Source organism: Pseudomonas sp. MSSRFD41, from assembly GCF_014230245.1.
In the GTDB taxonomy this organism is placed as follows: domain Bacteria; phylum Pseudomonadota; class Gammaproteobacteria; order Pseudomonadales; family Pseudomonadaceae; genus Aquipseudomonas; species Aquipseudomonas piscis.
In genome coordinates this window covers 1-26057 of the sequence record NZ_JACKZK010000032.1, presented here as the reverse complement: position 1 = coordinate 26057, position 26057 = coordinate 1, and the positions used below count along the sequence as shown (strand labels likewise).

The 26057-nt window shown below is 63.3% G+C and carries 22 protein-coding genes and 1 tRNA gene; 2 read left to right on the top strand and 21 right to left on the bottom strand.

The features are described from left to right. Positions 1-53: 53 nt before the first annotated feature. The 16 genes from H7A76_RS29080 to leuC form a co-directional block, all read right to left on the bottom strand. Complete coding sequence (locus tag H7A76_RS29080; RefSeq protein ID WP_185701727.1) at positions 54-821, bottom strand: SDR family oxidoreductase; 768 nt, start codon at positions 819-821, stop codon at positions 54-56. 5 nt (positions 822-826) lie between these two features. Beyond that, entirely contained in the window at positions 827-2038 is a 1212-nt protein-coding gene (locus H7A76_RS29075; RefSeq protein WP_185701701.1) for an O-succinylhomoserine sulfhydrylase, read from the bottom strand. Positions 2039-2074: 36 nt separating this feature from the next. Next, positions 2075-3580 carry an amidophosphoribosyltransferase gene (gene purF, locus H7A76_RS29070; protein WP_031321374.1) on the bottom strand — a complete coding sequence of 502 codons (1506 nt, stop codon included), beginning with the start codon at positions 3578-3580 and terminating at the stop codon, positions 2075-2077. 41 nt (positions 3581-3621) lie between these two features. After that, a complete protein-coding gene (locus H7A76_RS29065; protein ID WP_185701700.1) occupies positions 3622-4179 on the bottom strand; it encodes a CvpA family protein in 558 nt (185 codons plus the stop codon). Positions 4180-4263: 84 nt separating this feature from the next. Continuing rightward, positions 4264-4914 (bottom strand): SPOR domain-containing protein, encoded by a 651-nt coding sequence (locus tag H7A76_RS29060; protein WP_185701699.1) that lies wholly within the window; start codon positions 4912-4914, stop codon positions 4264-4266. Continuing rightward, a complete protein-coding gene (gene folC, locus H7A76_RS29055) occupies positions 4898-6205 on the bottom strand; it encodes a bifunctional tetrahydrofolate synthase/dihydrofolate synthase (protein ID WP_185701698.1) in 1308 nt (435 codons plus the stop codon). Before folC ends, H7A76_RS29060 begins: the two co-directional genes overlap by 17 nt. Beyond that, positions 6202-7122 carry an acetyl-CoA carboxylase, carboxyltransferase subunit beta gene (gene accD, locus H7A76_RS29050; protein ID WP_185701697.1) on the bottom strand — a complete coding sequence of 307 codons (921 nt, stop codon included), beginning with the start codon at positions 7120-7122 and terminating at the stop codon, positions 6202-6204. The genes folC and accD overlap by 4 nt, the downstream gene beginning before the upstream one ends. Before the next feature lie 259 nt (positions 7123-7381). Next, a complete protein-coding gene (locus H7A76_RS29045) occupies positions 7382-8014 on the bottom strand; it encodes a phosphoribosylanthranilate isomerase (protein ID WP_185701696.1) in 633 nt (210 codons plus the stop codon). A gap of 63 nt (positions 8015-8077) precedes the next feature. Continuing rightward, positions 8078-8902, bottom strand: a complete 825-nt coding sequence (gene truA, locus H7A76_RS29040) for a tRNA pseudouridine(38-40) synthase TruA (protein WP_185701726.1) — start codon at positions 8900-8902, stop codon at positions 8078-8080. A gap of 418 nt (positions 8903-9320) precedes the next feature. Further along, positions 9321-11918 (bottom strand): FimV family protein, encoded by a 2598-nt coding sequence (locus H7A76_RS29035; RefSeq protein ID WP_185701695.1) that lies wholly within the window; start codon positions 11916-11918, stop codon positions 9321-9323. Between the two features lie 204 nt (positions 11919-12122). After that, positions 12123-13133: an aspartate-semialdehyde dehydrogenase gene (locus tag H7A76_RS29030; protein ID WP_185701694.1), complete on the bottom strand. Its 1011-nt coding sequence runs from the start codon at positions 13131-13133 to the stop codon at positions 12123-12125. Positions 13134-13279: 146 nt separating this feature from the next. Further along, positions 13280-14392 (bottom strand): aspartate-semialdehyde dehydrogenase, encoded by a 1113-nt coding sequence (gene asd, locus H7A76_RS29025; protein WP_053138885.1) that lies wholly within the window; start codon positions 14390-14392, stop codon positions 13280-13282. Between the two features lie 54 nt (positions 14393-14446). Next, positions 14447-15529, bottom strand: a complete 1083-nt coding sequence (gene leuB, locus H7A76_RS29020) for a 3-isopropylmalate dehydrogenase (RefSeq protein ID WP_185701693.1) — start codon at positions 15527-15529, stop codon at positions 14447-14449. 52 nt (positions 15530-15581) lie between these two features. After that, positions 15582-16346, bottom strand: a complete 765-nt coding sequence (locus H7A76_RS29015) for a class I SAM-dependent methyltransferase (RefSeq protein ID WP_185701692.1) — start codon at positions 16344-16346, stop codon at positions 15582-15584. 78 nt (positions 16347-16424) lie between these two features. Next, entirely contained in the window at positions 16425-17069 is a 645-nt protein-coding gene (leuD, locus tag H7A76_RS29010) for a 3-isopropylmalate dehydratase small subunit (RefSeq protein WP_185701691.1), read from the bottom strand. A gap of 11 nt (positions 17070-17080) precedes the next feature. Continuing rightward, positions 17081-18508, bottom strand: coding sequence for a 3-isopropylmalate dehydratase large subunit (gene leuC / locus H7A76_RS29005; RefSeq protein ID WP_185701690.1), 1428 nt, complete (start codon positions 18506-18508; stop codon positions 17081-17083). A 151-nt stretch (positions 18509-18659) separates the two neighbouring features. Here leuC and H7A76_RS29000 point away from each other — a divergent pair, with 151 nt between their 5' ends. Both H7A76_RS29000 and H7A76_RS28995 read left to right on the top strand, forming a co-directional pair. Next, complete coding sequence (locus tag H7A76_RS29000) at positions 18660-19550, top strand: LysR family transcriptional regulator (protein ID WP_085599503.1); 891 nt, start codon at positions 18660-18662, stop codon at positions 19548-19550. 85 nt (positions 19551-19635) lie between these two features. Continuing rightward, on the top strand, positions 19636-22914 hold the full coding sequence (locus H7A76_RS28995) for an EAL domain-containing protein (protein WP_185701689.1): 3279 nt from the start codon (positions 19636-19638) through the stop codon (positions 22912-22914). Between the two features lie 50 nt (positions 22915-22964). Here the strand turns inward: H7A76_RS28995 and H7A76_RS28990 are convergent, their stop codons facing one another. The 5 genes from H7A76_RS28990 to H7A76_RS28970 form a co-directional block, all read right to left on the bottom strand. Beyond that, positions 22965-23411 (bottom strand): Hsp20 family protein, encoded by a 447-nt coding sequence (locus H7A76_RS28990; protein WP_185701688.1) that lies wholly within the window; start codon positions 23409-23411, stop codon positions 22965-22967. A gap of 114 nt (positions 23412-23525) precedes the next feature. Then, the gene (locus H7A76_RS28985) at positions 23526-24485 is read right to left on the bottom strand and encodes a tRNA dihydrouridine synthase (protein ID WP_185701687.1); all 960 of its coding nucleotides are present in this window, start codon (positions 24483-24485) and stop codon (positions 23526-23528) included. A 126-nt stretch (positions 24486-24611) separates the two neighbouring features. After that, complete coding sequence (locus tag H7A76_RS28980) at positions 24612-25046, bottom strand: thioesterase family protein (RefSeq protein WP_185701686.1); 435 nt, start codon at positions 25044-25046, stop codon at positions 24612-24614. Between the two features lie 212 nt (positions 25047-25258). Continuing rightward, positions 25259-25798 carry a TetR/AcrR family transcriptional regulator gene (locus tag H7A76_RS28975; protein ID WP_185701685.1) on the bottom strand — a complete coding sequence of 180 codons (540 nt, stop codon included), beginning with the start codon at positions 25796-25798 and terminating at the stop codon, positions 25259-25261. 183 nt (positions 25799-25981) lie between these two features. Further along, positions 25982-26057: transfer RNA gene (locus H7A76_RS28970), tRNA-Glu, on the bottom strand.

The window sequence follows — 26057 nt, the reverse complement described above, 5'->3', positions numbered from 1 at the left end:
AGGAAAAATCCCCAGCGATTGGCAAGCGCTCCGCTCCCTGCCCGCGAAAGAATTCAATCCAGGTAAATCATCTTCTTGGACATGCCACCGTCCACCACGAACTCCTGGCCGGTGACGAATCCCGAACTGCGTGAAAGCAGCCAGGCCACCATCGCCGCCACATCTTCAACGGTGCCCACCCGACCTGCCGGATGCTGGGCATGGTCGGCATCGGACAAGGGCTCCGCGCGCCGCACGGCCGGGTCACGAGCATCGATCCAGCCCGGGCTTACCGCGTTGACGCGAATCTCCGGCCCGAGGCTGATCGCCAGCGCATGGGTCAGGGCCAACAAGCCCCCCTTGCTCGCAGCATAGGCTTCGCTGTCCGGCTCCGATTGGCGGGCGCGGGTGGAGGCAAGGTTGACGATCGCACCGCCGTGGGCCCGCAGATAGGGCGCGCAGTGCTTGGCCAGCAGCATCGGCCCGCCAAGATTCACCGCCAACACCCGATTCCAATGCCCCAGGTCGAGGCTTTCCAGGGTCATATTGTGCGGATCGGCCACGGCAGCATTGCAAACCAGGGCATCGAGACGCCCGAACTGCCCCAACACCTCGGCGACCCCTTCAGCCACCTGCTCCTCATCGGCCACATCCATGGTGATGAACCAGGCGTTGTCGCCCAGCACCTTGGCCACCTTGGAGCCGCGCTCGCGATCCAGGTCGGTGAGGACCACCTGCCAGCCTTCGCTGATCAGCCAGGCGGCGATGCCCAGGCCGATACCCCGTGCCGCGCCGGTCACCAGCGCAACACGACCATTGCCCGCCCCCGGGGGCGTCGACAACTCGATCACAAGGCTGCCAGGCCGCGAGCCAGGTCGGCTTGCAGGTCGGCAACGTCTTCCAGGCCGACCGCAATACGGATCAGGCTGTCGCGAATACCCGCCGCCTCACGCTCTTGTGGCGCCAGGCGTCCGTGGGAGGTGGTGCTTGGATGGGTAATGGTGGTCTTGCTGTCACCCAGGTTGGCAGTGATCGAGACCAGGCGAGTGGCATCGATGAAGCGCCAGGCGCCCTCCTTGCCCCCCTTGACCTCGAAACTCACCACCGCGCCGAAGCCACGTTGCTGGCGCTTGGCCAACTCGTGCTGCGGATGACTGGCGAGCCCGGCGTAATGCACCTTCTCGACCCCATCCTGGCGCTCCAGCCACTCGGCCAGGGCCTGGGCATTGGCGCAATGGGCGCGCATGCGCAGGCTGAGGGTCTCCAGCCCCTTGAGGAAGACCCAGGCATTGAATGGACTCAGGGTCGGCCCCGCGGTACGCAGGAAACCCACCACTTCTTTCATCTGCTCGCCGCGTCCGGCGACCACGCCGCCCATGCAGCGGCCCTGACCATCGATGAACTTGGTGGCCGAATGCACCACCACGTCCGCACCCAGCTTGAGCGGCTGCTGCAGCGCCGGGGTGCAGAAGCAGTTATCCACCACCAGCATCGCCCCCTTGGCATGGGCCACTTCAGCCAGCGCGGCGATATCCACCAGCTCGGCCAGTGGATTGGAGGGCGATTCGACGAACAGCAATCGGGTATTGCTCTTGATCGCCGCGTCCCAGCCAGACAGGTCCGCCAGGGGCACGTAGTCGATTTCGACACCGAAACGCTTGAAGTACTTCTCGAACAGACTGATGGTGGAACCGAACACGCTGCGCGAAACCAACACGTGGTCGCCAGCACTGCACAGGCTCATGACCACCGAGAGAATCGCCGCCATGCCCGTCGCAGTAGCCACCGCCTGCTCCGCCCCTTCGAGTGCCGCGATGCGCTCTTCGAAAGAACGCACCGTAGGGTTGGTGTAGCGCGAATAGACGTTGCCCGGTACTTCGCCAGCGAAACGCGCGGCCGCATCGGCGGCCGTGCGGAACACATAGCTGGAGGTGAAGAACATCGGATCACCGTGCTCGCTCTCCGGCGAACGGTGCTGACCAGCGCGCACCGCCAGGGTATCGAACGCTACGCCTTCAAGGTCGCTATCCAGCCGACCGGCATCCCAATCCTGACTCATGCCGCCTACTCCCAATCTCTTCGTGAATGCTCTGGATCAGTTGTTGTAAAGATCGATGATCGCGCTGACCGCCTGGGTCTTGGCCTTGGAGGCATCGTTGCGGGCATTCTCGATCTTGTTCAGATAGGCCTCGTCGACATCACCAGTCACGTACTTGCCATCGAACACCGCGCAATCAAAGCTTTCGATCTTGATCTTGCCGCCACCGACCGCCTCGATCAGGTCCGGCAGGTCCTGGTAGATCAGCCAATCGGCACCGATCAGGTCGGCCACATCCTGGGTGGAGCGATTATGGGCGATCAGCTCGTGGGCGCTCGGCATGTCGATGCCGTACACGTTCGGATAACGCACGGCCGGGGCAGCGGAACAGAAGTAGACATTCTTCGCTCCGGCTTCGCGGGCCATCTGGATGATCTGCTTGCAGGTGGTGCCGCGCACGATGGAGTCGTCCACCAGCATCACGTTCTTGCCACGGAATTCCAGCTCGATGGCGTTGAGCTTCTGGCGTACCGACTTCTTGCGCGCGGCCTGGCCCGGCATGATGAAGGTCCGGCCGATGTAGCGGTTCTTCACGAAACCTTCGCGGAACTTCACACCCAGGTGGTTAGCCAGCTCCAGTGCCGCGGTGCGGCTGGTGTCCGGAATCGGGATCACCACGTCGATATCGTGCTCGGGGCGCTCGCGCAGGATTTTCTCGGCCAGCTTCTCACCCATGCGCAGGCGCGCCTTGTACACCGAGACGCCGTCGATGATCGAGTCAGGACGGGCCAGGTACACATGCTCGAAGATGCACGGGGTGAGCTGCGGATTGGTGGCGCACTGGCGGGTGTAGAGCTTGCCTTCCTCGGTGATGTAGACCGCCTCGCCCGGCGCGAGGTCGCGGATCAGGGTGAAGCCCAGCACATCCAGGGACACGCTTTCGGAAGCGATCATGTACTCCACGCCCTCGTCGGTATGGCGCTGGCCGAACACGATCGGACGGATGCCATGGGGATCGCGGAAACCGACGATGCCATAGCCGGTGATCATCGCCACCACCGCATAACCACCTACGCAACGGTTGTGCACGTCGGTCACGGCGGCGAACACATCTTCCTCGGTGGGCTGCAGCTTGCCGCGCTGGGCCAGCTCGTGGGCGAACACGTTGAGCAGCACTTCGGAATCGGAACTGGTGTTGACGTGGCGCAGGTCGGACTCGTAGATCTCCTTGGCCAACTGCTCGACGTTGGTCAGGTTGCCGTTGTGCGCCAAAGTGATGCCGTAAGGCGAGTTGACGTAGAACGGCTGGGCCTCGGCCGAAGTGGAGCTACCGGCGGTCGGGTAACGCACATGGCCGATGCCCATGTGGCCGACCAGGCGCTGCATGTGGCGCTGCTGGAACACATCACGGACCAGGCCGTTGTCCTTGCGCAGGAACAACCGGCCATCATGACTGGTCACGATACCGGCCGCGTCCTGGCCGCGGTGTTGGAGGACGGTTAGCGCGTCATACAGCGCCTGATTAACGTTCGACTTACCGACGATACCGACGATGCCACACATGCGACGCAACCCCTACTTAATGAAACTGAACTGAACCCATCTTACTGAGGCGTTTTGGCCGGTAAGAGGTGCTCCTTGAACGGTATTTCAGCGGGTACGCTGATACCGCTGGCCAGCCACTGACTGCTCCACCCCAATATGAGGTTCTTGGACCAATCTGCAACCAATAGAAATTGTGGCACCAGCCGCGACTGCTGCCACCAGGAATCCTGCTGAACCGGCCCCAGGCTAAGAAGCCCGACCGCCACGACCACCAGCAGCGCGCCACGCGCCGCGCCGAAGGCCATGCCGAGGAATCGATCGGTACCGGACAGGCCGGTGACGCGAATCAATTCGCCGATGAGATAGTTGACCATTGCGCCCACCAGCAAGGTGGCGACAAACATGATTGCACAGCCCGCAATCACCCGAGCCGAAGGCGTTTCGATATAGGCGCCGAGGTACTCGGACAGCGAGCCACCGAACATCCAGGCGACGACTCCTGCGATGATCCAGGTAAGCAACGACAAGGCTTCTTTGACGAAACCACGGCTCAAGCTGATCAAAGCGGAAATGGCGATTATTGCAACGATCGCCCAGTCAACCAGGGTAAATGGCACAGTGCAGCCTACAGACGGATAAGGCGGCGCATTTTAACAGAGCGCTTGGCTGTCGGTAAGCCGCGATTCACTGTGCTTTTGAAATCAACCGCGCTCTGGCTGGAAGCGCACCACGAAGCCCTTGAGGTTCTGCTGGCGGCCCAACAGGTCACGCAGGCGATCCGCTTCGGCACGCTCGATCAGCGGCCCGACGAATACCCGGTTCTTGCCTTCGGCCGAACGGATATAAGCGTTATAGCCTTGGCTACGCAGGGTCTTTTGCAGGTTTTCCGCGCTTTCCCGGCTCGACAGGCTGGCCAGTTGCACCGACCAGCTGACGGACAAGCCATTGGCATCGACCCGGCTCTGGCTGGTATCGGGCTTGGCGCTCACCACCGGCTGCGCTGGCGCCGGCACTGGCGCGGGCTTGGGCGCCGGGGCTGGCTTGTTGACCACTACCGGTGCCGGAGCCGCCGGCACACTGGGAGCGATCGGCGCCGTAGGGGCCGCCTGCTGCACCACCGGCTCATCGGCAGGCACGGAACCTTGCGGCAATGGCTGCGGCTCCGGAACCACCACCGGCTCGACCTGGACCTGGGGCAACGCCGATGGCTGCGGCGCAGCAGGCGCCTCGACCACCACATGGCGCTGCTCGTCTTCTCGCGAGAACAGCATCGGCAAGAAGATCACGGCCAGTGCCACCAGCACCAACGCCCCGACCATCCGCTGCTTGTAGACGTTATCCAGCATAGCCATGTGCAGCTTCCTCCGTGGCGCGCCGGGCCAACCACTCAAGGGCCTCGGCAACACAATAAAAAGACCCGAACAGCAGTATTTCGTCATCGGTGGCGGCCTGCGCGCATTGCGCCTCCAGCGCCGCCGCCACGCTGGCGTAAGACGCCACGGGAGCGCCAAGGTTCTCCAGCGCCACCTGCAGATCCTCGGCCGGACGCGCCCGGGGCGAGTCCAGCGGAGCCACGGCCCAGTGCTGGATCGACGCCTGCAGGCAGGCCACCACGCCCGCCAGGTCCTTGTCGGCCAGCAGGCCGAACACCGCCAGGCGCCGGCCAGCCACCGGCCGGCGCGCCAGGCGCTCGGCCAGGTACTGCGCCGCATGGGGGTTGTGCCCGACATCCAGCAACAGGCTGATCGACTTGCCCTGCCAGTTGATCCGGCGACGATCCAGGCGCCCGGTCACGCGGGTCTGCTGCAACGCGCTGGCGATCCGCTCAGGCTGCCAGGGCAACCCGGTCAGCAGATAGGCCTGCAGCGCCAGGGCCGCGTTTTCCATGGGCAGGTCGAGCAGCGGCAGGTCGCGCAACTCCACCGGCTTGCCCTGGTTATCCAGGCCACGCCATTGCCAATGGGTGTCGGTGATTCCCAGATCGAAATCCCGGCCACGGAGGAAAAACGGGCAACCCAGCTCTCGCGCCTTGTCCAGCAAGGGCTGCGGCGGCTCGAGGTCGCCGCACAATGCCGGGGCGCCAGGACGGAAGATCCCGGCCTTTTCGAAGGCCACGGACTCGCGAGAGTCGCCGAGATACTCCACATGATCGACACCGATGCTAGTCACCAGGGCGATGTCGGCATCCACCAGGTTGACCGCATCCAGGCGCCCTCCCAAGCCGACTTCGAGCACCACGGCATCCAGGGTCGCGCGCTGGAACAGCCAGAATGCCGCCAGGGTGCCCATTTCGAAATAGGTCAGGGAGACCTCGCCACGCCCGGCCTCCACCGCGGCGAAGGCCTCGCACAACTGCTGGTCCGTGGCCTCGACGCCATCGACCTGCACCCGCTCGTTGTAGCGCAACAGGTGCGGCGAACTGTAGACCCCGACCTGCAGGCCCTGGGCCCGCAGCAGGGAAGCGATGAAGGCACAGGTTGAACCCTTGCCATTGGTACCGGTGACGGTTATCACCCGGGGTGCCGGCTTGCCCAGCCCCATCCGGGCCATTACCTGCTGCGAGCGCTCCAGCCCCATGTCGATGGCCGAAGGATGCAACTGCTCGAGGTAGGCGAGCCACTCGCCCAGGGTACGTCGGGTCATAGGCTTGCAGGGGCCGGGGGAACCACAATTGCCTCGACCGGTGCAGCCACGAACTCCGGCGTCGGCAGGCCCATCAGCTGGGCCAGCAGGTTGCCCAGGCGTGGACGCAGTTCCTGACGGGAAATGATCATGTCGATCGCACCGTGCTCCAGCAGGAATTCGCTGCGCTGGAAGCCTTCAGGCAGCTTCTCGCGCACGGTCTGCTCGATCACTCGTGGGCCGGCGAAACCTACCAGCGCCTTGGGTTCACCGACGATTACATCGCCCAGCATCGCCAGGCTGGCGGAGACGCCGCCGTAGACCGGATCGGTCAGCACGGAAATGAACGGCAGGCCTTCTTCGCGCAGGCGCGCCAGCACCGCGGAGGTCTTGGCCATCTGCATCAGGGAGATCAGCGCTTCCTGCATGCGCGCACCACCGGAAGCGGAGAAACAGACCATCGGGCAGCGATTTTCCAGGGCATAGTTGGCCGCACGCACGAAACGCTCGCCAACGATGGCTCCCATGGAGCCCCCCATGAAGGAGAATTCGAAAGCCGAAACCACCACTGGCATCCCCAGCAGCGTACCGCTCATGGAAACCAGCGCATCTTTTTCGCCGGTCTGCTTCTGCGCTGCGCTCAGGCGATCCTTGTACTTCTTGCCGTCGCGGAATTTCAGGCGGTCCACTGGCTCCAGGTCGGCACCCAGCTCGGTGCGACCTTCGGCATCAAGGAAGATATCGATGCGGGCACGTGCGCCGATCCGCATGTGGTGGTTGCACTTGGGGCAAACATCCAGGGTCTTTTCCAGCTCCGGACGATAGAGCACGGCCTCGCAGGACGGGCATTTGTGCCAAAGACCTTCGGGCACCGAGCTCTTCTTCACCTCGGAACGCATGATCGAAGGGATCAGTTTGTCTACTAACCAGTTGCTCATGCTTTCTTTCTCCAGTACCGGCGGCCCGAACACTGTGGTTCGCGGCCCCGCGCATGCCCTTGAGCCAAATTCATGTATGCGGCGGTGATCGACTCGCTACCGCGGTCAGCACTTGGCTCGACCAGCCCGCAGCGAACCTCTCCTGCGCCATCCCGACAACCCGCGATAGAGCGGCTGCCACTCGATTAAGACCCCGCCTCATGGCGGCGCCTGCCTGTTTTGTACAGTGGTGTTATGGACGGCGGCAGACTGCCAGCCGTCACATCGACTCACTGCTGCGACGTACAGCCTGCATAAACGCCTGGATTCTCGCTGGATCCTTGATGCCCTTGCTCTGCTCCACGCCGCCGCTGACATCCACCGCATAAGGACGCACCCGGGCAATGGCCATCGCGACGTTATCGGCAGACAGGCCGCCGGCGAGGATGATCGGCTTGCTCAGCCCCTGCGGAACCAGGGACCAGTCGAAGGCCTCGCCGGTTCCCCCAGGCACGCCTTCGACATAGGTATCCAGGAGGATCCCACTGGCCCCTGGATAGGCCAGGCAGGCCGCGGCGATGTCATCCCCCGCCTTGACCCGTAGCGCCTTGATATAGGGGCGATGGTAACCCTCGCAGGCGGCAGCCGATTCATCGCCATGGAACTGCAAGAGGTCCAGCGGCACGGCGTCGAGGATCTCTCCCAACTCACAACGACTGGCATTGACGAACAGCCCGACCGTGGTCACGAACGGCGGCAAGGCGGCGATGATCGCCCGCGCCTGCTGCACATTCACCGCCCGCGGGCTTTTGGCGTAGAACACCAGGCCGATGGCATCGGCCCCCGCCGCCACCGCCGCCAGCGCGTCTTCTATGCGGGTAATCCCACAAATCTTGCTGCGAACGGCCGACATATCGTGTGAACCCCTGGGGTAAATCCGGAAAGTTCCGGATGGTAGCAAATGCTTTTCCGGGCGTCAGCCGCCAAATTCCGGGAATCCGGTGAGGAAATGCGGCCCGATGTAGCGCTCAGGCAACTGGAACTCATCCCGGTATTCGACCTGTACCAGATACAGCCCAAAAGGATGGGCGGTAACGCCACCAGCTCGGCGCACCCGGCTTTCCAGGACCTCCCTGGCCCACTCCACCGGCCGCTCGCCGGCACCAATGGTCATCAACACCCCGGCGATATTGCGCACCATGTGATGCAGGAACGCGCTGGCGCGAATATCCAGGACGATCATCTTGCCGCAGCGGATGACCTGCAGGTGGTGAATCTCCTTGATCGGCGACTTCGCCTGGCATTGTCCGGCCCGGAAAGCACTGAAATCGTGGGTGCCCACCAGGTAGGCGGCAGCCTCGGCCATCCGCTCGGTGTCCAGTGGACGATGATTCCAGGTGATTTCTTCATTGAGGTGGGCCGGGCGGATCTGATCGTTGTAGATGACGTAGCGATAGCGCCGGGCGATCGCCTTGAAACGCGCATGGAAATGCGCCGGCATCTCCCGGGCCCAACTGACACTGATGTCATGGGGCAAATTGATATTGGCCCCCATGACCCAGGCTTTCATCGGGCGCACGGCCTGGGTGTCGAAGTGCACCACCTGGCCGCTGGCATGTACCCCGGCATCGGTACGCCCCGCGCAAGTCAGGGTTATCGGGGAGTCCGCGACCCTGGACAGGGCCTTCTCCAGGGCTTCCTGGACACTGGGGACGCCAGACGACTGGCGCTGCCAGCCATGGTAGCGCGAGCCTTTGTATTCGACGCCCAGGGCGATCCGGGAAAAGCCTGCGGCCGCCATCTCGGCGGCCGCGTTATCTATATTTGCCAAGAACTTACAGCCTGCTGATATGCGCAAAGGCGCCCATTATAAGGCCAGCGCAAACGGATGCCATGCACCACGGGGGTTTAGTTGCAGATTGCAGTGATCATCGACCACGCGCTACATATCAGCCCATACAGCGACTGATAACAAAAAACCTGATCGGGACCTGATGAATGAATGCCGCGGGAACCGGGCACGGAGCGAATCTGGCAGGCGCTGCCGATCTGTTCTTGCCTGCCCTGAGAGTAGTCCGGGACCGCCATGAGGCCGCCTCCCGGACTGTATCGATCCGCCGAGAAACAGGCCCCTGTCATGGGCCGGCTGCCGAACCCGGGTGGCACCAACAAAAACGGCAGCCTCATGGACTGCCGTTGCGCTCAAGCATCAGGTCGACTCAAGCCAGCCGCGCGAGCATTTCCTGTGCTTCGCTCTTCTGCCCTTCGTTACCTTCGCTCAGCACCTCACCTAGGATATCCCGGGCGCCATCGTTGTCGCCCATGTCGATGTAGGCCTGGGCCAGATCGAGCTTGGTCGCTACTTCATCGCTACCGGCCAGGAAGTCGAACTCACTGTCCTCGGGTGCCGCAGCGGCATCCGCGGCAGTGAAGGTCGGCGCCCCCGCTTCCGGCTGATCGAGAGTCTGGGCGAGTCGCTCGAGCTCGGCATTGACGTCATCCAGCTCGGAAGTGAAGGCATCCTTGGGTTCGTCCGCACCCATCTCGTCCGCCAGGGACAGGTCGAAGTCCGCCGACAGGTCAAGGTCGTCCAGGGCCGACTCGGTCACCGTAGGCACCTCGCCAGCTGGCAGGTCCTTGAGATCGTCTTCCAGGCTCAGCAGGAAATCGTCATCGCTCTGGGTGGCCGCAGGCAGATCCGCGCCCAGGTCGAGATCGAAATCTCCCAGGTCGTCCAGGTTTTCCTCGGATGCGATCTGCTGCTCGAGCACCGAACCGAAGCTCAGGTCGTCGTCGAGAGGGAAATCTTCCAGTTCGACTTCTGGTTCGGGCTCAGGCGCCACCACCGCCGGCGAAGCGGCCTCCAGGTCATCCAGGCTCAGGTCGAAGTCTTCATCCAGGCCTTCCAGCGGGGCTTTTGGCTCAACCGCCGGCGGTTCGTCCTGGAGCAATTCCTTGACGTACTCGGCATCCAGTTCCGCCGCTGCGGCTGCCGTGGCCAGGCCTGCCGCGGCCGCCACTGCGGCCATGGCCGGATAACGGCTCTTGAGTTGCTCGACCTGCGCATGGTTATCGCCATTGGCTACCAGCTGGCGCTCTTCGGCGACGAAGGCGCTGCGATCGCCCTGGCGCGCATAGACTTCCATCAGCTTCAGGCGCAGCTCACTGCGCTGCGGCTCCATCTTGACCGCTTCTTCAAGAATCGCCGCAGCCTGGTTCAGGCGGCCGCCGGCGATATGGTTCTGCGCCTGGCCCAGGACGTCGGTCGCCCGCTCCTGTGGCGCGGCTGGCGCCACGTTCGGCTCCGCTACCGGAGCTGGAGCTGGAGCTGGAGCTGGAGCTGGAGCTGGAGCTGGAGCCAGCTTGACGCTCGGCGGCGGCACCTCAAGACCTTCGAAGCTGCTTTGCGGCAGATCCATGTCTTCGGAAAAATTGTTCTCCTCGGATAATGCCCGGGCCATGCGCAGGTGCTTCTCAGCCTCCTGCCGGGCCTTGCGGCGACGCGCCAGCAACAGCAGCAACAGCAACAGGGCCGCCACCAGGCTGCCGGCGACCAGGCCCAAGAGGATCGGATTGGTCAGCAGGTCGCCGTACTTGTCTTCATCGGCCTTGGCCGCCTCCGCCTCAGGTGCAGGAGTGGCTGCAGGCTCGCTGGCTGGGGCCACTGGAGCCACCGGGGCCGGAGCCTCGGGCTTGCTCACCAGTTCCGCCGGCATGGCTGGCGCCGGCTGGGCTGCAGGCGCCGCCGGAGCCGCACCCTCGGCCTGCAACTTGGCCAACTGGTTGTTCTTCAACTCGATCAGGCGCTGCAGCTTGTCCAACTGGCTCTGCAGATCTGCCATGCGCTCTTTGAGTTCGGCATTGTCGCGACGAGTCGAATCCAGGCTTTCCTGGGTGACCGCCAGCTTGTTGCTCAACGCCTTGCTGTCGCCTGCGGCGCCTTTGCCGCGGGCCTTGCCACTCTCGGCGGAGACCAGGCTCAGGTTGTCCCGGGTATTGGCCTGCTTGGGCGCCTTGTCGGCACCTGCACGGCGGGTCGCGTCCACTTGTTGCTGGCCACGGGCACCGCCACGCCGCCCCTGGCGCCAGGCAGCATTTTGCGCGGCCACTTCGGCGATCGCCTTGGGCTGCGGCAACGCGGTGCTCTGGACCACATCCGGCAGGCGCAACACCTTGCCGGTTTTCAAGCGGTTGATATTGCCGTCGATGAAGGCATCCGGGTTCAGCGCCTGGATCGCCAGCATGGTCTGCTGGATCGACGCGCCATTACGGTTCCTCGCCGCGATCTCCCACAGGGTGTCACGGGCCGAGGTGGTGTATTGCTCGGGCTTGCTGATCTTGCTGGCCGCCGTGACCGGAGCCTTCACCGCAGGACCGGAGACCGGGGCGCCCTGGGCAGCCGCGGCCTCGGGAGAGAACTTCGAAGGGTCCAGCAGGACGCTGTAGTCGCGTAGCAGGCGACCGTTAGGCCACATCACCTGCACCAGGAACTTGACCATTGGCTCGGATAGCGGACGGCTTGACGTTACCCGCAGCACACTCTTGCCGCCGGGATTGAGGACAGGGGTAAAGCTCAGGTCATTGAGAAAGGCCTGGCGATCGACGCCGGCCTTGGCGAACTCATCTGCCGGGGCCAGGCTTGGCACCACCTCGGCGGCAGTGAGGTCCTTCACATCGAGCAATTCGATCTCTGCTACCAGAGGCTGGTTCAGACTCGACTTCAGGGTCAGCTCCCCAAGCCCAAGCGCCTGCGCCATACCGGAGGACAGCGCCGAGGCGGCCGCTATTGCTAACACCAGTTTGCGAACTTGAACCATAGCCTCATCCTTTGTTTGAACTTTCCTCGGCTAGCGAGAAGGTTTTGTAGCGGCTGCCATAAGGCATTGCGCGGGGCCAGGATGGCCACTACGCGCGATTAATTCTTGCATGCCCCGGGAGCACCTGACGGCCACTCGCCTCCAGCAACTTGCCAAGCATAGCGCCCAGCTAGATTCATTCTGCAAATTGTTGCCAAGTATCTTTTACAGCAGGTCTTTTATCAACAATTCAGCCAGCTGCACCGCGTTCAACGCCGCGCCTTTGCGAACGTTGTCCGAGGTCAGCCAGAGGTTGAGTTCCGCCGGATCGTCGACCCCGCCGCGAACCCGCCCAACGTAGACCACGTCCTGGCCCACGGCATCACCGACGGCCGTCGGATAGTCGCCAGCGTCCACCAGCTCCAGGCCAGGCGCCGCCTCCAGCGCGGCATTCACCGCTGCAAGGTCGATATCGGCAGCCGACTGCAGAGTCACGCTATAGCTATCGCCAAAAAACACCGGCGCTTGAATGCATGTGACAGAAATCTTCAGCAAAGGCAGGCCCAGTACTTCGCGCAGCTCCCTGACCAGGCGTTTTTCCAGCAGGGTATGGCCCTGGGCATCCGCCGTCCCGACCTGGGCCAGCAGGTTGAAGGCCATCTGCCGGTCGAAGAAACGCGGCTCCAGGGGACGCGCATTCAACAGTTCGGCAGTCTGCCGGGCCAGTTCGCTGATCGCCTCGCGGCCCTGGCTGGAAACCGCCAGGCTGGCGTTCAGGCCCACCCGCTGGATGTCCAGCAGCTCCTGCAATGGCGCCAGCGCGATCGCCAGCGCCGTGGCCGAGGCGCTGGGACTGCTCAGTTGCACAGGTTTGCCCAGGCCGGTTAGCACCTTGGCATTGACTTCCGGCACCACGCTGGGGGCCTGCGCCGAGGGCAAGGCCCCGGAAAGATCGATCACCGCGCAATTGGCCGCCGTCGCCCGCGGCGCAAAACTCAGGGTCACCGCCGGACCCGCGGCGAAAAACGCCAGTTGGGCCTTGCCGAAGTCGAACTCGTCGACCTCGCGCACACGCAGGTTCTTGCCGCGAAACGGCACCGAATGTCCTGCCGACTCGCTGCTGGCCAGCAAGTAGAGGTTGCCGACCGGAAAATCACGCTCTTCGAGAATCTGCACCAGGGTTTCGCCGACGGTACCGGTGGCACCGATCACGGCAATATCAAAGGACGGAGTCATGGTGCTACCTCAGGCAAAACGGGGGGAGCGGCACTTTACCCGGCACGCGGGGACGAGGCAATTCGCCGGAGCGACCACAACTTGCGGCCCATGAAAAAACCCGCGCCCTTGAGGGAACGCGGGTTTTTCGCGGCGATGCAGAAGAATCAGCGCTCCAGCAGGATCCGCAGCATGCGGCGCAGTGGCTCGGCCGCACCCCACAGCAGTTGGTCACCCACGGTGAAGGCGCCCAGGAACTGCGACCCCATGTTCAGCTTGCGCAGACGGCCCACCGGAATGTTCAGGGTACCGGTGACCTTGGTCGGGCTCAGCTCCTGCATGCTGATCTCACGCTGGTTCGGCACCAGCTTGACCCAGGGGTTGTGCTGGCTGATCAACCCTTCGATATCGGCGATCGGCACGTCCTTGTTGAGCTTGATGGTCAGCGCCTGGCTGTGGCAGCGCATGGCGCCGATACGCACACAGATACCGTCCACCGGAATCGGGTTCTTGAAACGACCGAGGATCTTGTTGGTCTCGGCCTGGGCCTTCCACTCTTCGCGGCTCTGGCCGTTGGGCAGCTCCTTGTCGATCCACGGAATCAGGCTGCCGGCCAGCGGCACGCCGAAGTTCTCGGTTGGATAGGCATCGCTGCGCATGGCCTCGGCCACCTTGCGGTCGATATCGAGAATGGCGCTGGCCGGGTTGGCCAGGTCATCGGCGACCGCGGCATGGGTGGCCCCCATCTGCTTGATCAGCTCGCGCATGTTCTGCGCGCCGGCGCCGGAGGCCGCCTGGTAGGTCATGGCGCTCATCCACTCCACCAGGCCGGCTTCGAACAGGCCGCCCAGGCCCATCAGCATCAGGCTGACGGTGCAGTTGCCGCCGACGTAGTTCTTGGTCCCGGCATCCAGCTGCTGGTCGATGACCTTGCGGTTCACCGGATCGAGGATGATCACCGCGTCGTCCTGCATGCGCAGGCTGGAAGCAGCGTCGATCCAGTAGCCCTGCCAACCGGCTTCGCGCAGCTTGGGGAAGACTTCGCTGGTGTAGTCGCCACCCTGGCAGGTCAGGATCACGTCGAGGGTTTTCAGCTCTTCAATGCTGTAGGCGTCCTTGAGCGGGGCAATATCCTTGCCTACCGACGGACCCTGGCCACCGACATTGGAAGTGGTGAAAAACACCGGTTCAATAAGATCGAAGTCCTGCTCTTCAAGCATCCGCTGCATGAGCACGGAACCGACCATACCGCGCCAACCGATCAGACCTACACGTTTCATCGCAACTACACCTATACAAAAGTGGGCCACTGTCAGTGCAGTGGGCCCGAAAGATTACAGATTCCGCAGCGCCGCGACTACTGCATCGCCCATTTCCTGCGTACCGACCCGGGTACAACCGGCCGACCAGATGTCACCGGTACGCAAGCCCTGGTCCAGCACCCGGCTCACGGCCTGCTCGATGGCGTCCGCCGCTGCGGTCAGGTTGAAGCTGTAGCGCAGCATCATCGACACCGAGAGGATGGTCGCCAGCGGGTTGGCGATGCCCTGCCCGGCGATGTCCGGCGCCGAACCGTGGCAAGGCTCGTACATGCCCTTGTTGTTGGCGTCCAGGGAGGCCGAAGGCAGCATGCCGATGGAACCGGTGAGCATCGAGGCCTCGTCGGAGAGGATATCGCCAAACAGGTTGTCGGTGACGATCACGTCGAACTGCTTGGGCGCGCGCACCAGCTGCATGGCCGCATTGTCGACGTACATGTGGCTGAGCTCGACGTCCGGATAGTCCTTGGCCACCTGCTCGACCACTTCACGCCACAGCTGGCTGGACGCCAGGACGTTGGCCTTGTCCACCGAGCACAGCTTCTTGCCGCGCACCCGCGCCATGTCGAAGCCGACCCGGGCGATCCGCCGGATCTCGCTCTCGCTGTAGGGCAAGGTGTCATAGGACTGGCGCTCGCCGTTCTCCAGCTCGCGGGTGCCGCGAGGAGCGCCGAAGTAGATACCGCCGGTCAGTTCGCGGACGATGAGGATATCCAGGCCGGAAACGATTTCCGGCTTCAGGCTGGAGGCATCGGCCAGTTGCGGGTAGAGGATCGCCGGCCGCAGGTTGCCGAACAGCCCCAGTTGCGCGCGAATCTTCAACAGCCCGCGCTCAGGACGGATATCGCGTTCGATCTTGTCCCACTTCGGACCGCCCACCGCACCCAGCAGCACCGCATCGGCGGCACGGGCCCGGTCCAGGGTCTCGTCGGCCAGGGGCACGCCGTGCTTGTCGATGGCCGCGCCGCCGATCACATCGTGGCTCAGCTCGAAACCCAGGCCGTACTTGTCATTGGCCAACTCCAGGACCTTGACCGCTTCGGCCATGATTTCCGGGCCAATGCCGTCGCCAGGGAGAATCAGAATCTGCTTGCTCATGGGGTTCCTCGTTCGTTCTGTCGGTACGCCCTTGGGCGCACCCGGAAAAATTCTATCGCTCGGCCCACAGTACCAGTACATCCGTACTGAACGAACCATCGGCCTCAATCTGAAAATATTCGCGCACTTCATTGCCCATCGCCTGCTGCAATTGGCGAATCGCCACCCTCAGCGGCTCGGGCGTGCGCATGCGCTCGACCCAGGAGTCGTACTCCAGGCGCAGGCGCTGCCGGGCGCTGCTGCGGGCCTGCAAACCGGCCTCATTGAGCTGGTGCAGCCATTCCCCGGCCGAATAGTCGCGGACATGGCTGGTGTCGCGCAGCACTTCGACGCTCTGCAAGTAGGTATCCAGCAATGGACTGCCAGGTGACAGGACATCGATGAACGCCGCCACGCCGCCAGGCTTCAGGACCCGGCGCACCTCGCGCAGGGCCAGGCCCAGGTCGCTCCAGTGGTGGGCCGAATAGCGACTGAAGACGAAGTCGAACTCGCCATCGGCGAACGGCAGGCGCTCCGCCGCACCCGCTACCGTGCGGATGTTCTCCAGGCCACGCTCCCGAGCCGCCGCTGCCACCACATCCAGCATCCGCTGCGAAAGGTCATAGGCCACCACCTGTGCGACCAACGGCGCCACATGGAAGCTGACGTGCCCGGCACCACAGCCCAGATCCAGCACCCGGGCCTCGTCCTTGCCCGTCACTTCGGTCTGTAGCAGCGCGAATTCGGCGCCCTGGGCATGCACTGCGCTGTTGAGGTAGGCCACGGCCTGTTCGCCGAATTGCTGCTGTACCACCTGGGTATGGGCATTGCTGGTCATGCTTGGCTCCTTGGGGCGTAGAGAACGGTGCTCACTGGCCGGCCCTGCAACGAACGGCAAGGGCCGGGACGCAGGCACTCAGGCGTCGCGGAACAACCAGGGCTGGCGCTGCTTGTAGCCGACCTCGAAACGGCGGATGGCGTCGGCGTCCTGCAGGGTCAGGCCGATGTCGTCCAGGCCGTTGAGCAGGCAGTGCTTGCGGAACGCGTCCACCTCGAAGCGGTACTGCTTGCCGTCCGGGCGGGTCACGGTCTGCGCGGCGAGATCGACGGTCAGCTGGTAACCCTCGGTGGCTTCGGTCTGCTGGAACAGTTCGTCGACTTCGTCATCCTTGAGGATGATCGGCAACAAACCGTTCTTGAAACTGTTATTGAAGAAGATGTCGGCGAAGCTCGGCGCGATCACCGTACGGAAGCCGTACTCGTCCAGCGCCCACGGCGCATGCTCGCGGGAGGAACCGCAGCCGAAGTTCTCACGGGCCAGCAGCACGCTGGCGCCCTGGTAGCGCGGGAAGTTGAGCACGAACTCCTGATTCACCGGACGCTTGGAGTTGTCCTGGTTGGGCTGGCCCACATCGAGGTAGCGCCATTCGTCGAACAGATTCGGGCCGAAGCCGGTGCGCTTGATCGATTTGAGGAACTGCTTGGGAATGATCTGGTCGGTGTCGACGTTGGCACGGTCGAGCGGCGCGACGAGACCTGTGTGCTGGGTGAATGCTTTCATCTCTGGTCTCCTCAGGCCTGCATCAATTCACGTACATCGATGAAACGACCGGTCACCGCGGCAGCCGCGGCCATGGCCGGGCTCACCAGGTGGGTACGCCCGCCGGCGCCCTGGCGGCCCTCGAAGTTGCGGTTGGAGGTGGACGCGCAATGCTCGCCACTCTCCAGGCGGTCCGGGTTCATCGCCAGGCACATGGAGCAGCCCGGCTCACGCCACTCGAAGCCCGCCTCGAGGAAAATCTTGTCCAAACCTTCCTGCTCGGCCTGGGCCTTCACCAGGCCCGAACCCGGCACCACCAGCGCCTGCTTCACGGTGGAGGCGACCTTGCGCCCCTTGGCCACGGCGGCGGCGGCGCGCAGGTCTTCGATCCGCGAGTTGGTGCAGGAGCCGATGAATACGCGGTCCAGCTGGATATCGGTGATCGCCTGGTTGGCATTCAGGCCCATGTATTTCAACGCCCGGACGATGGAGTCGCGCTTGACCGCATCGGTTTCGACGCTCGGATCCGGTACGTTCTGGTCCACCGCGAGCACCATTTCCGGGGATGTGCCCCAGCTGACCTGTGGCTTGATGTCTTCGGCACGCAGCTCGATGACGGTGTCGAAATGCGCGTCGGCATCGGACACCAGGTCGCTCCAGGCCTCCACGGCCTTGTCCCAGTCGCTGCCTTGCGGCGAGAACGGACGACCCTTCACGTACTCGATGGTCTTGTCATCGCAGGCCACCATGCCGACGCGGGCGCCCGCCTCGATGGACATGTTGCAGATGGTCATGCGGCCTTCCATGGACAGGTCGCGGATGGCGCTGCCGGCGAACTCCAGGGCGTGGCCGTTGCCGCCAGCGGTGCCGATCCTGCCGATCACCGCGAGGACGATGTCCTTGGCGGTCACGCCGAAGGGCAACCGGCCCTCGACACGCACCTGCATGTTCTTCATCTTCTTGGCCACCAGGCACTGGGTGGCGAGCACGTGCTCCACCTCGGAAGTGCCGATACCGTGGGCCAATGCGCCGAAGGCGCCGTGGGTCGAGGTGTGCGAGTCGCCACAGACCACGGTCATGCCCGGCAGGGTGGCCCCCTGCTCAGGGCCGACCACGTGGACGATGCCTTGGCGAATGTCGTTCATCTTGAATTCGAGGATGCCGAAATCGTCGCAGTTCTCGTCCAGGGTCTTGACCTGGATGCGCGACACTTCGTCGGCGATGGCGTCGAGGCCACCTTTGCGCTCGGCCTGGGTGGTCGGCACGTTGTGGTCCGGGGTGGCGATGTTGGCATCGATGCGCCATGGCTGGCGGCCGGCCAGACGCAGGCCTTCAAAGGCCTGCGGCGAGGTCACTTCGTGAAGAATGTGACGATCGATGTAGATGAGCGACGAGCCATCGTCACGGCGCTTCACCTCGTGCATTTCCCAGAGCTTGTCGTAGAGCGTCTTGCCAGCCATCGGACCTTTCCTCATCAGCTTGTTTCTACGCCTGGGCCCTGACCGTGCGCCGATCAATAACCCCTTGGCTTGTGAGGCTGATGCTATGGCGTTAGATTAAATAACTCAAATTCATATTTTTCATGATTTGGATAACCAACAGGAATGCAAGATGGACCAGGCCAACCTCAATGCCTTCATCGCCATCGCCGAAACCGGCAGCTTCTCTGGCGCGGGCGAGCGCCTGCACCTGACCCAACCGGCCATCAGCAAGCGCATCGCCGCATTGGAACAACAGCTCAATGTGCGACTGTTCGATCGCCTGGGCCGTGAAGTCGGCCTTACAGAGGCTGGCCGGGCCCTGTTGCCCCGGGCCTATCAGATCATCAACGTGCTGGACGACACGCGCCGGGCCCTGACCAACCTCACCGGCGAAGTCAGCGGGCGCCTGACCCTGGCCACCAGCCATCACATCGGCCTGCATCGCCTGCCGCCCCTGCTGCGGGCCTATACCCGGCGCTACCCACAAGTGGCCCTGGACATCCAGTTTCTCGACTCGGAGGTGGCCTATGAGGAAATCCTCCACGGCCGCGCCGAACTCGCGGTCATCACCCTGGCTCCCGAGCCCCACGGCCTGGTCAAGGCCACCGCGGTCTGGGACGACCCACTGGACTTCGTCGCCGCCCCGGAACACCCGTTGGTCAGCAACGGCCAGGTCAGCCTGGCGGATATCGCCCTGCATCCGGCGGTTTTCCCCGGCGGCAATACCTTCACCCACCACATCGTCCAGCGATTGTTCGAGGCCCAGGGGCTGACGCCGAACATCGCCATGAGCACTAACTATCTGGAAACCATAAAGATGATGGTCTCCATCGGCCTGGCCTGGAGTGTGCTGCCGCGCACAATGCTCGACGAACAAGTGGCGCGCATCCCTTTACCGGGCATACAACTACACCGCCAGCTAGGCTATATCCTGCATACCGAACGGACACTGTCGAATGCTGCGCGGGCTTTCATGGCCTTATTGGACGCACAGGTCGATTGGCCAGGGAACCCGGCATAAGTATTCCGGGTATTGCCCGTGCCCTGCCGCCTCCCACCATGAGCCCTCGCGCCAAACGAACTACTCAGCACAAGGCCTGATCACCATGCCCAAACCCGCTGACCGTATTCCGCCCATGCCGCGCATCCACGCCGTCGACCCCAGGGAGTCGGAACAGAGCTGGGAAAGTGCGCCACAACTGCTCGCCGCGCTCAACGGCGCGAGGCTGGGAGCCTGGTATTGGGATATCGAAAGCGGGCAAATCAGCTGGTCCCGGGGCACCCAGGCGCTGTTCGGCTTCGATCCGCGCCAACCCCTACCGGAAAACCTCGAATATCTCGACCTGCTGCCCATCGAGGACCGGGCCCGAACCGTACGCGCCTTCCACTCGGTGCTGGCCGGCGCGCCCCTGGAACAGGCCATGCACCATCGCATCCGCTGGCCCGATGGCAGCCTGCACTGGCTGGAAATCAACGGCAGCGTGCTGCCTGACAAGCATGGCAAACCCCGGATGATCGGGGTAATCCGCGAAATCACCCACCAGCGCCAGCGCGAAGAGGCCCTGAGCAGCTCGGAAAAGCGTTTTGCCACCCTCTTCCACTTGTGCCCCAACATGGTGCTGTTGACCCGCCTCGAAGATGGCCTGATCAGCGAAGCCAACCAGTACTTCGAGAGCCAGTTCGGCTGGCCCGCCGAGCATGTGATCGGCCGCACCACCCTGGAAATCGGCTTGTGGGTCAATCCCGAACAGCGCGCCCAACTGATCAAGGCCGTACAAAAGAAGGGCCAGGCCGCCAGCCTCGAAGTGCAACTGCGCGCCAGCAATGGGCAGATCCACGACGGCATCCTCAGCGCACAGAAGGTCGAACTGGAGGGCAAGGCCTTTTTGCTCAGCACCTTTCTCGATACCAGCGAGCGCAAACGCGCCGAACAGGCCCTCAAGGACAGCCAGGAACGCCTGGACCTGGCCCTGGACTCGGCGCAACTGGGCACCTGGGACTGGCACATCCCCAGCGGCATGCTCTATGGCTCGGCACGAGCCGCGCAGCTGCACGGCCTGGAGCCTGTACCGTTTCACGAGTCCTTCGATGCCTTCTTCGAGGGCGTGCCCACCGAGGAGCGCAACTCCATGCGCGACGCCTATCGCAGCCTGCGCGAAGGCCCGGCGGGCAACTACCAGCTGACCTATCGCGTGCAACTGGCCGATGGCAGCTCGCGTTACCTGGAAAGCCGCGCCCGTCTCTATCGCGACGAGCAAGGCAACCCCTTGCGCATGGCCGGAACCCTGCTGGACATCACCGAGCAGGTGGAACGCGAGCAGCGCCTGATCACCTCCGAAGAGAAATTCGCCAGCCTGTTCCAGGTCAGCCCCGACCCGATCTGCGTCACCCTGCTGGAAACCGGCCAGTTCATCGAGATCAACTCCAGCTTCACCCAGACCTTCGGCTGGACCCTGGACGATGTGATCAATCGCAGCGCCGAGCAGATCGGCCTCTGGGAAGACACTGCGCCGCGCCTGCGGCGAATCGAACAGGTGATCCGCGAACAGGCGCTGAACAACGTGGCGGTGGTGGTCAACCATAAGGACGGCCAGCCTTTGACCTGCATCATCTCCAGCCGCCAGATCATCGTCGACAAGCAACCGTGCATCGTCACCACCCTGCGCGACATCACCCAGCAGCAACGCTCGGAAGCGGCGCTCAAGGCCAGCGAAGAGAAGTTCGCCAAGGCCTTCCACTCCAGCCCCGACGCCATCACCATCACCGAACGCGATACCGGCCGCTACCTGGAGGTCAACGACGGTTTCTGCCGCCTGACCGGCTACCGCACCGACGAAGTGATGGGCCATACCCTGTACGAGGTCGGGATCTGGGCCGAGGAAACCCAACTGGCCACGCTGCTGGCCGAGCTCAAGCTCAAGGGTCGGGCGCGCCATCTGGAGATGCTGGGGCGCAACAAGCGCGGGGAAATCTTCACCCTCGAGGTATCGGTAGAGCCGATCACCCTCAATGAAACCCCCTGCCTGCTGCTGACCGCCCGGGACGTCAGCTTGCTGAAGAATGCCCAGGCGCAGATCCGCCACCTGGCCTACCACGATCCTCTGACCAACCTGCCCAACCGCGCCCTGCTGATGGACCGCCTGAGCCAGCAGATCGCCCTGCTCAAGCGGCATAACCTGCGCGGCGCCCTGCTATTCCTCGACCTGGACCACTTCAAGCACATCAACGATTCCCTGGGGCATCCGGTGGGCGACACGGTGCTGAAGATCATCACTGCGCGACTGGAAGCCAGCGTACGCATGGAGGACACGGTGGCGCGCCTGGGCGGCGACGAGTTCGTGGTCCTGCTCAGCGGCCTGGAGGGCTCGCGCAACGACGTCAGCGAACAGGTGCGGCAACTGGCGGGCACCTTGCGCGAACTGCTGTCGGAGCCGATGTTTCTCGACGGCCAGCGCCTGCAGGTCACGCCCAGCATTGGCGTGGCGCTGATCCCCGACCACGGCTCGACCCCCACCGACCTGCTCAAGCGTGCCGATATCGCTCTGTATCGCGCCAAGGACTCGGGACGCAATACCACGCAGATGTACCACAACACCATGCAAAAGGCCGCCAGCGAACGCTTGCGCATGGAAACCGACCTGCGCCTGGCGCTGTCCCGGGGCGAGTTCAGCGTGCACTTCCAGTCCCAGGTGGATGCTCGCGACAATCGCATCGTCGGCGCCGAGGCGCTGGTACGCTGGCAACATCCGGAACTGGGGGCGCAGTCGCCGACCGAGTTCATCAAGGTGCTCGAGGACAGCGGGCTGATCCTCGAGGTGGGCACCTGGATCCTCGATGAATCCTGCCTGGCCTTCAGCCAACTGATCGAAGAAGGCCTGGTGGACCCGCACCAGTTCAGCCTGTGCGTGAACATCAGCCCCCGGCAGTTCCGCCAGAACGATTTCGTCGAGCGAATCGAGCACAGCCTGGCGGCCTATGCCCTGCCTTCCTCGTTACTGAAGCTGGAGATCACCGAAGGCATCGTGATCCAGAACCTGGAAGACACCATCAACAAAATGCGCCGCCTGAAGAAGCTGGGGGTCAGCTTCGCCATGGATGACTTCGGCACGGGCTACTCATCCCTGACCTACCTCAAGCGCCTGCCAGTGGACACACTGAAGATCGACCAGTCCTTCGTCCGCGATGCCACCCACGATCCCAATGATGCGGAGATCATCCGGGCCATCGTCGCCATGGCCCGCAGCCTGGAATTGAAGGTGATCGCCGAAGGCGTCGAGACCCCGCAACAGCTGGAGTTCCTGAGGGGCCTGGAGTGCCACCTGTACCAGGGCTACCTGCACAGCCGGCCACTCCCGCTAGGCGAATTCAAGAAACTGCTGGAATGACAGGCACGAAAAAGGGCGCCCGCGGGGCGCCCTTGTCCTGCTTGCAGGTCTTAGTGCTGCAGGACCGCTTGCTGCATGCCGTTGATCGGGATGCGCTTGGGCTTGGCTTCTTCCGGTACGACCCGCAGCAGGTCGATGTTCAGCAACCCATTATTCAGGGCCGCGGCCTTGACCTCGATATGGTCGTCCAGACGGAAGGACAACTTGAAAGCCCGCTGGGCGATGCCCTGGTGCAGATAGGTGACGCCCTCGTTGGCATCACGCTTGCCACCGCTCACGGTCAACACGCCTTTCTCCACTTGCAGCTCCAGGTCTTGTTCCTGGAAACCGGCGGCGGCGATCACGATGCGGTATTGGTCATCGGCGTGCTTTTCAACGTTGTAGGGTGGATAGCTGCTGCCCGGTTCGTTGCGCAGGGCCGACTCGAACAGCTCGTTGAAACGGTCGAAGCCAACAGAGGAACGGAACAGCGGAGCCAGGGAAAATGCAGTACTCATGGGTAAATCTCCTGATAGTCAGCGAGTGGTTATCTACGCGACCCGAGTTCGGCGTCGCGTACCCAAGAGATAAGGACCGTCCGAGGCATTTCAAGAGCGTCCATGGAAATTTCTTCAAGCCGTCTCGCTGCACGGCATACCCAGCAACCTGCCAACCTGGTCCAGCTCGGTTTCCCGCCGCAACGCGGTGAACAACTCGACCGCCTCGGGGTAATTGCGGGTCAGCATCGCCAACCACTGCTTCAGCCGCCCCGGGGCCGAACGCGGAGTCAATTGCGCCACCACCTGGGTCCAGAAGTCATGAATCAAGGGCAGCAATTCGGCCCAGGACATCGCCACCACTTCTTCGCCAGCCCGAGCCGCGGCGATCTGCCGAGCCAGGTCCGGACGTGAAACCAGCCCGCGCCCCAGCATGATGTCCTCGACCCCGCTGATTTCCCGGCAGCGCCGCCAGTCCTCGACGCTCCAGATATCGCCGTTGGCAAACACCGGCACCTTGACCACTTCCTGGACCCGAGGAATCCACTCCCAATGGGCCGGGGGCTTGTAGCCATCGACCTTGGTCCGCGCATGCACCACGATGTGCTCGGCGCCACCTTCGGCCAGCGCGGTGGCACATACCAAAGCACCATCCGGGCTATCGAAACCCAGGCGCATCTTGGCCGTGACCGGGATATGCGCCGGAACCGCCCGCCGCACATGCTCGACGATCTGGTTGAGCAGCTCGGGCTCCTTGAGCAGCACCGCACCGCCGCGGGACTTGTTGACGGTCTTGGCTGGACAACCGAAGTTCAGGTCGATGACCTCGCTCCCCAACTCGCAGGCCAGCGCCGCGTTCTCGGCCAGGCAGACCGGATCGGAGCCGAGCAGTTGCACCCGTAGCGGCACCCCGGCCGCCGTCTGTGCACCTTGCAGCAATTCGGGAGCAAGCTTGTGGAAATAGGCAGGCGTCAGCAGGCGGTCGTTGACGCGGATGAACTCGGTGACGCACCAGTCGATCCCACCAACACGGGTCAGTACATCCCGCAGAATGTTGTCGACCAACCCTTCCATGGGCGCCAGGGCAATTTGCATGAAACACACTCGACGAAAACAGGCGAAAAAACGGGCGCCAGTTTACTGGGTTTCAAACGCTGGCAGTACCTTGCCGTTAGCAACTGCCGGCAAGCGGAGCCCGCACTCCACGCACCGGGGGACGCCTCAGCAGGATTGCAGGGCCGGCCCATAGCCGTCGAGGAACTCGGCGGGCATGCGCTTGGGCTTGCCGCTGGACAGCTCGATGCAGACGAACGTGGTCTGGGCCCGCAGCAGGGTCGCGCCATCGCTCGGGCGCACCAGTTGGAAACGCCGGGTCATCTTCAGGCGCTGGTCCCAATCGACGATCCAGGTGGCCAATTGCAACTCATCGCCCTCGTAGGCGGAGGCCAGGTAGTCGATTTCATGCCGCACCACGGCCATGGCCCGGTCCAGACGGCGATATTCAGCCAGGTCCAGCCCCAGGCGCTGGGAATGGCGCCAGGCACAACGCTCCAGCCAGGTAACATAGACCGCATTGTTGGCGTGCCCCAAGCCATCGATATCTTCGGCCGCCACCTGCAGATCGATGACGAACGGCGCTGCCAGATCCCAACTCATGCCCGACTCCCGGTCAGTTTTTTGACCGATGCAGTGTAACGGATGGCCAGCCCGATTGGCGCATCCACCCAGGCCCGGCTAGCTCTGGCTCAGGGTCTTGCTGCTTCGAGGACCTGGCGAACCGGGGCTCGCGGGGGCGTATTGAATCTTGGCTGGATGATCATTCGCGATGTGAATGGCCAAGTGGCAACAGGGCTCGCTACGGCTTCAGGTCAGAGCACGGCGGATTTGGCAGCGCGCAGCAGGCGATCGGACAACTCCCCCGGCCCCAGGGCGCGCGCCAAGGACAGGCCGCCGATCATCAAGGCCATGTCCGCCAGGGCTTTATCCGTATCCTCGGGAGTTTCGGCCAGTTGCGCCACCATCAGTTCCATATGCTCGCTCAGGGCCTTGCGGAAGCTATCCGGCAGGCGTCCTAGCTCCCCTACCGAGGCGGGGATCGGACAGGCCAGTTCGGTGGAGTCACGATGCTTGCGCGACAGGTAGAAGGCGGCGGTCAACGCCCGACGCTCCACACCGCTCAGGTTGCTGTCCATTTCGTCGAGCAGGCCGCGCCGGTGCGCGAGCAATTGGGTGAAGGCCTCCAGCATCAGCGCGTCCTTGCTCTCGAAGTGCGCGTAGAAACCACCGACCGTGAGCCCGGCCGCCCCCATCACCTCACCCACGCTCGGCTCGGCCGGACCACGCTGGATCAACGCCGAGCTGGCGGCTTGGAGAATGCGCTCCCGGGTCTGAGCTTTTTTATCGTTCATCGTTGCCTCCGAATATTACGAAAAATATTATTCCCATAATAATTTTCCGCAAGTCGCTAGCGTGACCGTCGGTCAGGAGGGACAAGCTGGGAAAAGAAGAGAGAGAAATTGCCGGATGCCAGAAAAACAAAAGGGTCATTCAATAATCGAATGACCCTTGAAATCCCGCATAGCGGGTAAACCTGGCGTCCCCTAGGGGACTCGAACCCCTGTTACCGCCGTGAAAGGGCGGTGTCCTAGGCCACTAGACGAAGGGGAC

Coding starts and splice junctions, on each gene's coding strand:
- H7A76_RS29015 (WP_185701692.1), bottom strand. CDS start 16,346: ATGACCAGCAATGCCCATACCCAGGTGGTACAGCAGCAATTCGGCGAA.
- H7A76_RS29045 (WP_185701696.1), bottom strand. CDS start 8,014: ATGTCGGCCGTTCGCAGCAAGATTTGTGGGATTACCCGCATAGAAGAC.
- asd (WP_053138885.1), bottom strand. CDS start 14,392: ATGAAACGTGTAGGTCTGATCGGTTGGCGCGGTATGGTCGGTTCCGTG.
- H7A76_RS28995 (WP_185701689.1), top strand. CDS start 19,636: ATGCCCAAACCCGCTGACCGTATTCCGCCCATGCCGCGCATCCACGCC.
- H7A76_RS29030 (WP_185701694.1), bottom strand. CDS start 13,133: ATGACTCCGTCCTTTGATATTGCCGTGATCGGTGCCACCGGTACCGTC.
- purF (WP_031321374.1), bottom strand. CDS start 3,580: ATGTGTGGCATCGTCGGTATCGTCGGTAAGTCGAACGTTAATCAGGCG.
- H7A76_RS29000 (WP_085599503.1), top strand. CDS start 18,660: ATGGACCAGGCCAACCTCAATGCCTTCATCGCCATCGCCGAAACCGGC.
- H7A76_RS28985 (WP_185701687.1), bottom strand. CDS start 24,485: ATGCAAATTGCCCTGGCGCCCATGGAAGGGTTGGTCGACAACATTCTG.
- leuB (WP_185701693.1), bottom strand. CDS start 15,529: ATGAGCAAGCAGATTCTGATTCTCCCTGGCGACGGCATTGGCCCGGAA.
- H7A76_RS28975 (WP_185701685.1), bottom strand. CDS start 25,798: ATGAACGATAAAAAAGCTCAGACCCGGGAGCGCATTCTCCAAGCCGCC.
- truA (WP_185701726.1), bottom strand. CDS start 8,902: ATGGCGGCCGCAGGCTTTTCCCGGATCGCCCTGGGCGTCGAATACAAA.
- leuD (WP_185701691.1), bottom strand. CDS start 17,069: ATGAAAGCATTCACCCAGCACACAGGTCTCGTCGCGCCGCTCGACCGT.
- H7A76_RS28990 (WP_185701688.1), bottom strand. CDS start 23,411: ATGAGTACTGCATTTTCCCTGGCTCCGCTGTTCCGTTCCTCTGTTGGC.
- H7A76_RS29060 (WP_185701699.1), bottom strand. CDS start 4,914: ATGGCTATGCTGGATAACGTCTACAAGCAGCGGATGGTCGGGGCGTTG.
- H7A76_RS29075 (WP_185701701.1), bottom strand. CDS start 2,038: ATGAGTCAGGATTGGGATGCCGGTCGGCTGGATAGCGACCTTGAAGGC.
- folC (WP_185701698.1), bottom strand. CDS start 6,205: ATGACCCGACGTACCCTGGGCGAGTGGCTCGCCTACCTCGAGCAGTTG.
- H7A76_RS29035 (WP_185701695.1), bottom strand. CDS start 11,918: ATGGTTCAAGTTCGCAAACTGGTGTTAGCAATAGCGGCCGCCTCGGCG.
- H7A76_RS28980 (WP_185701686.1), bottom strand. CDS start 25,046: ATGAGTTGGGATCTGGCAGCGCCGTTCGTCATCGATCTGCAGGTGGCG.
- leuC (WP_185701690.1), bottom strand. CDS start 18,508: ATGGCTGGCAAGACGCTCTACGACAAGCTCTGGGAAATGCACGAGGTG.
- accD (WP_185701697.1), bottom strand. CDS start 7,122: ATGAGCAACTGGTTAGTAGACAAACTGATCCCTTCGATCATGCGTTCC.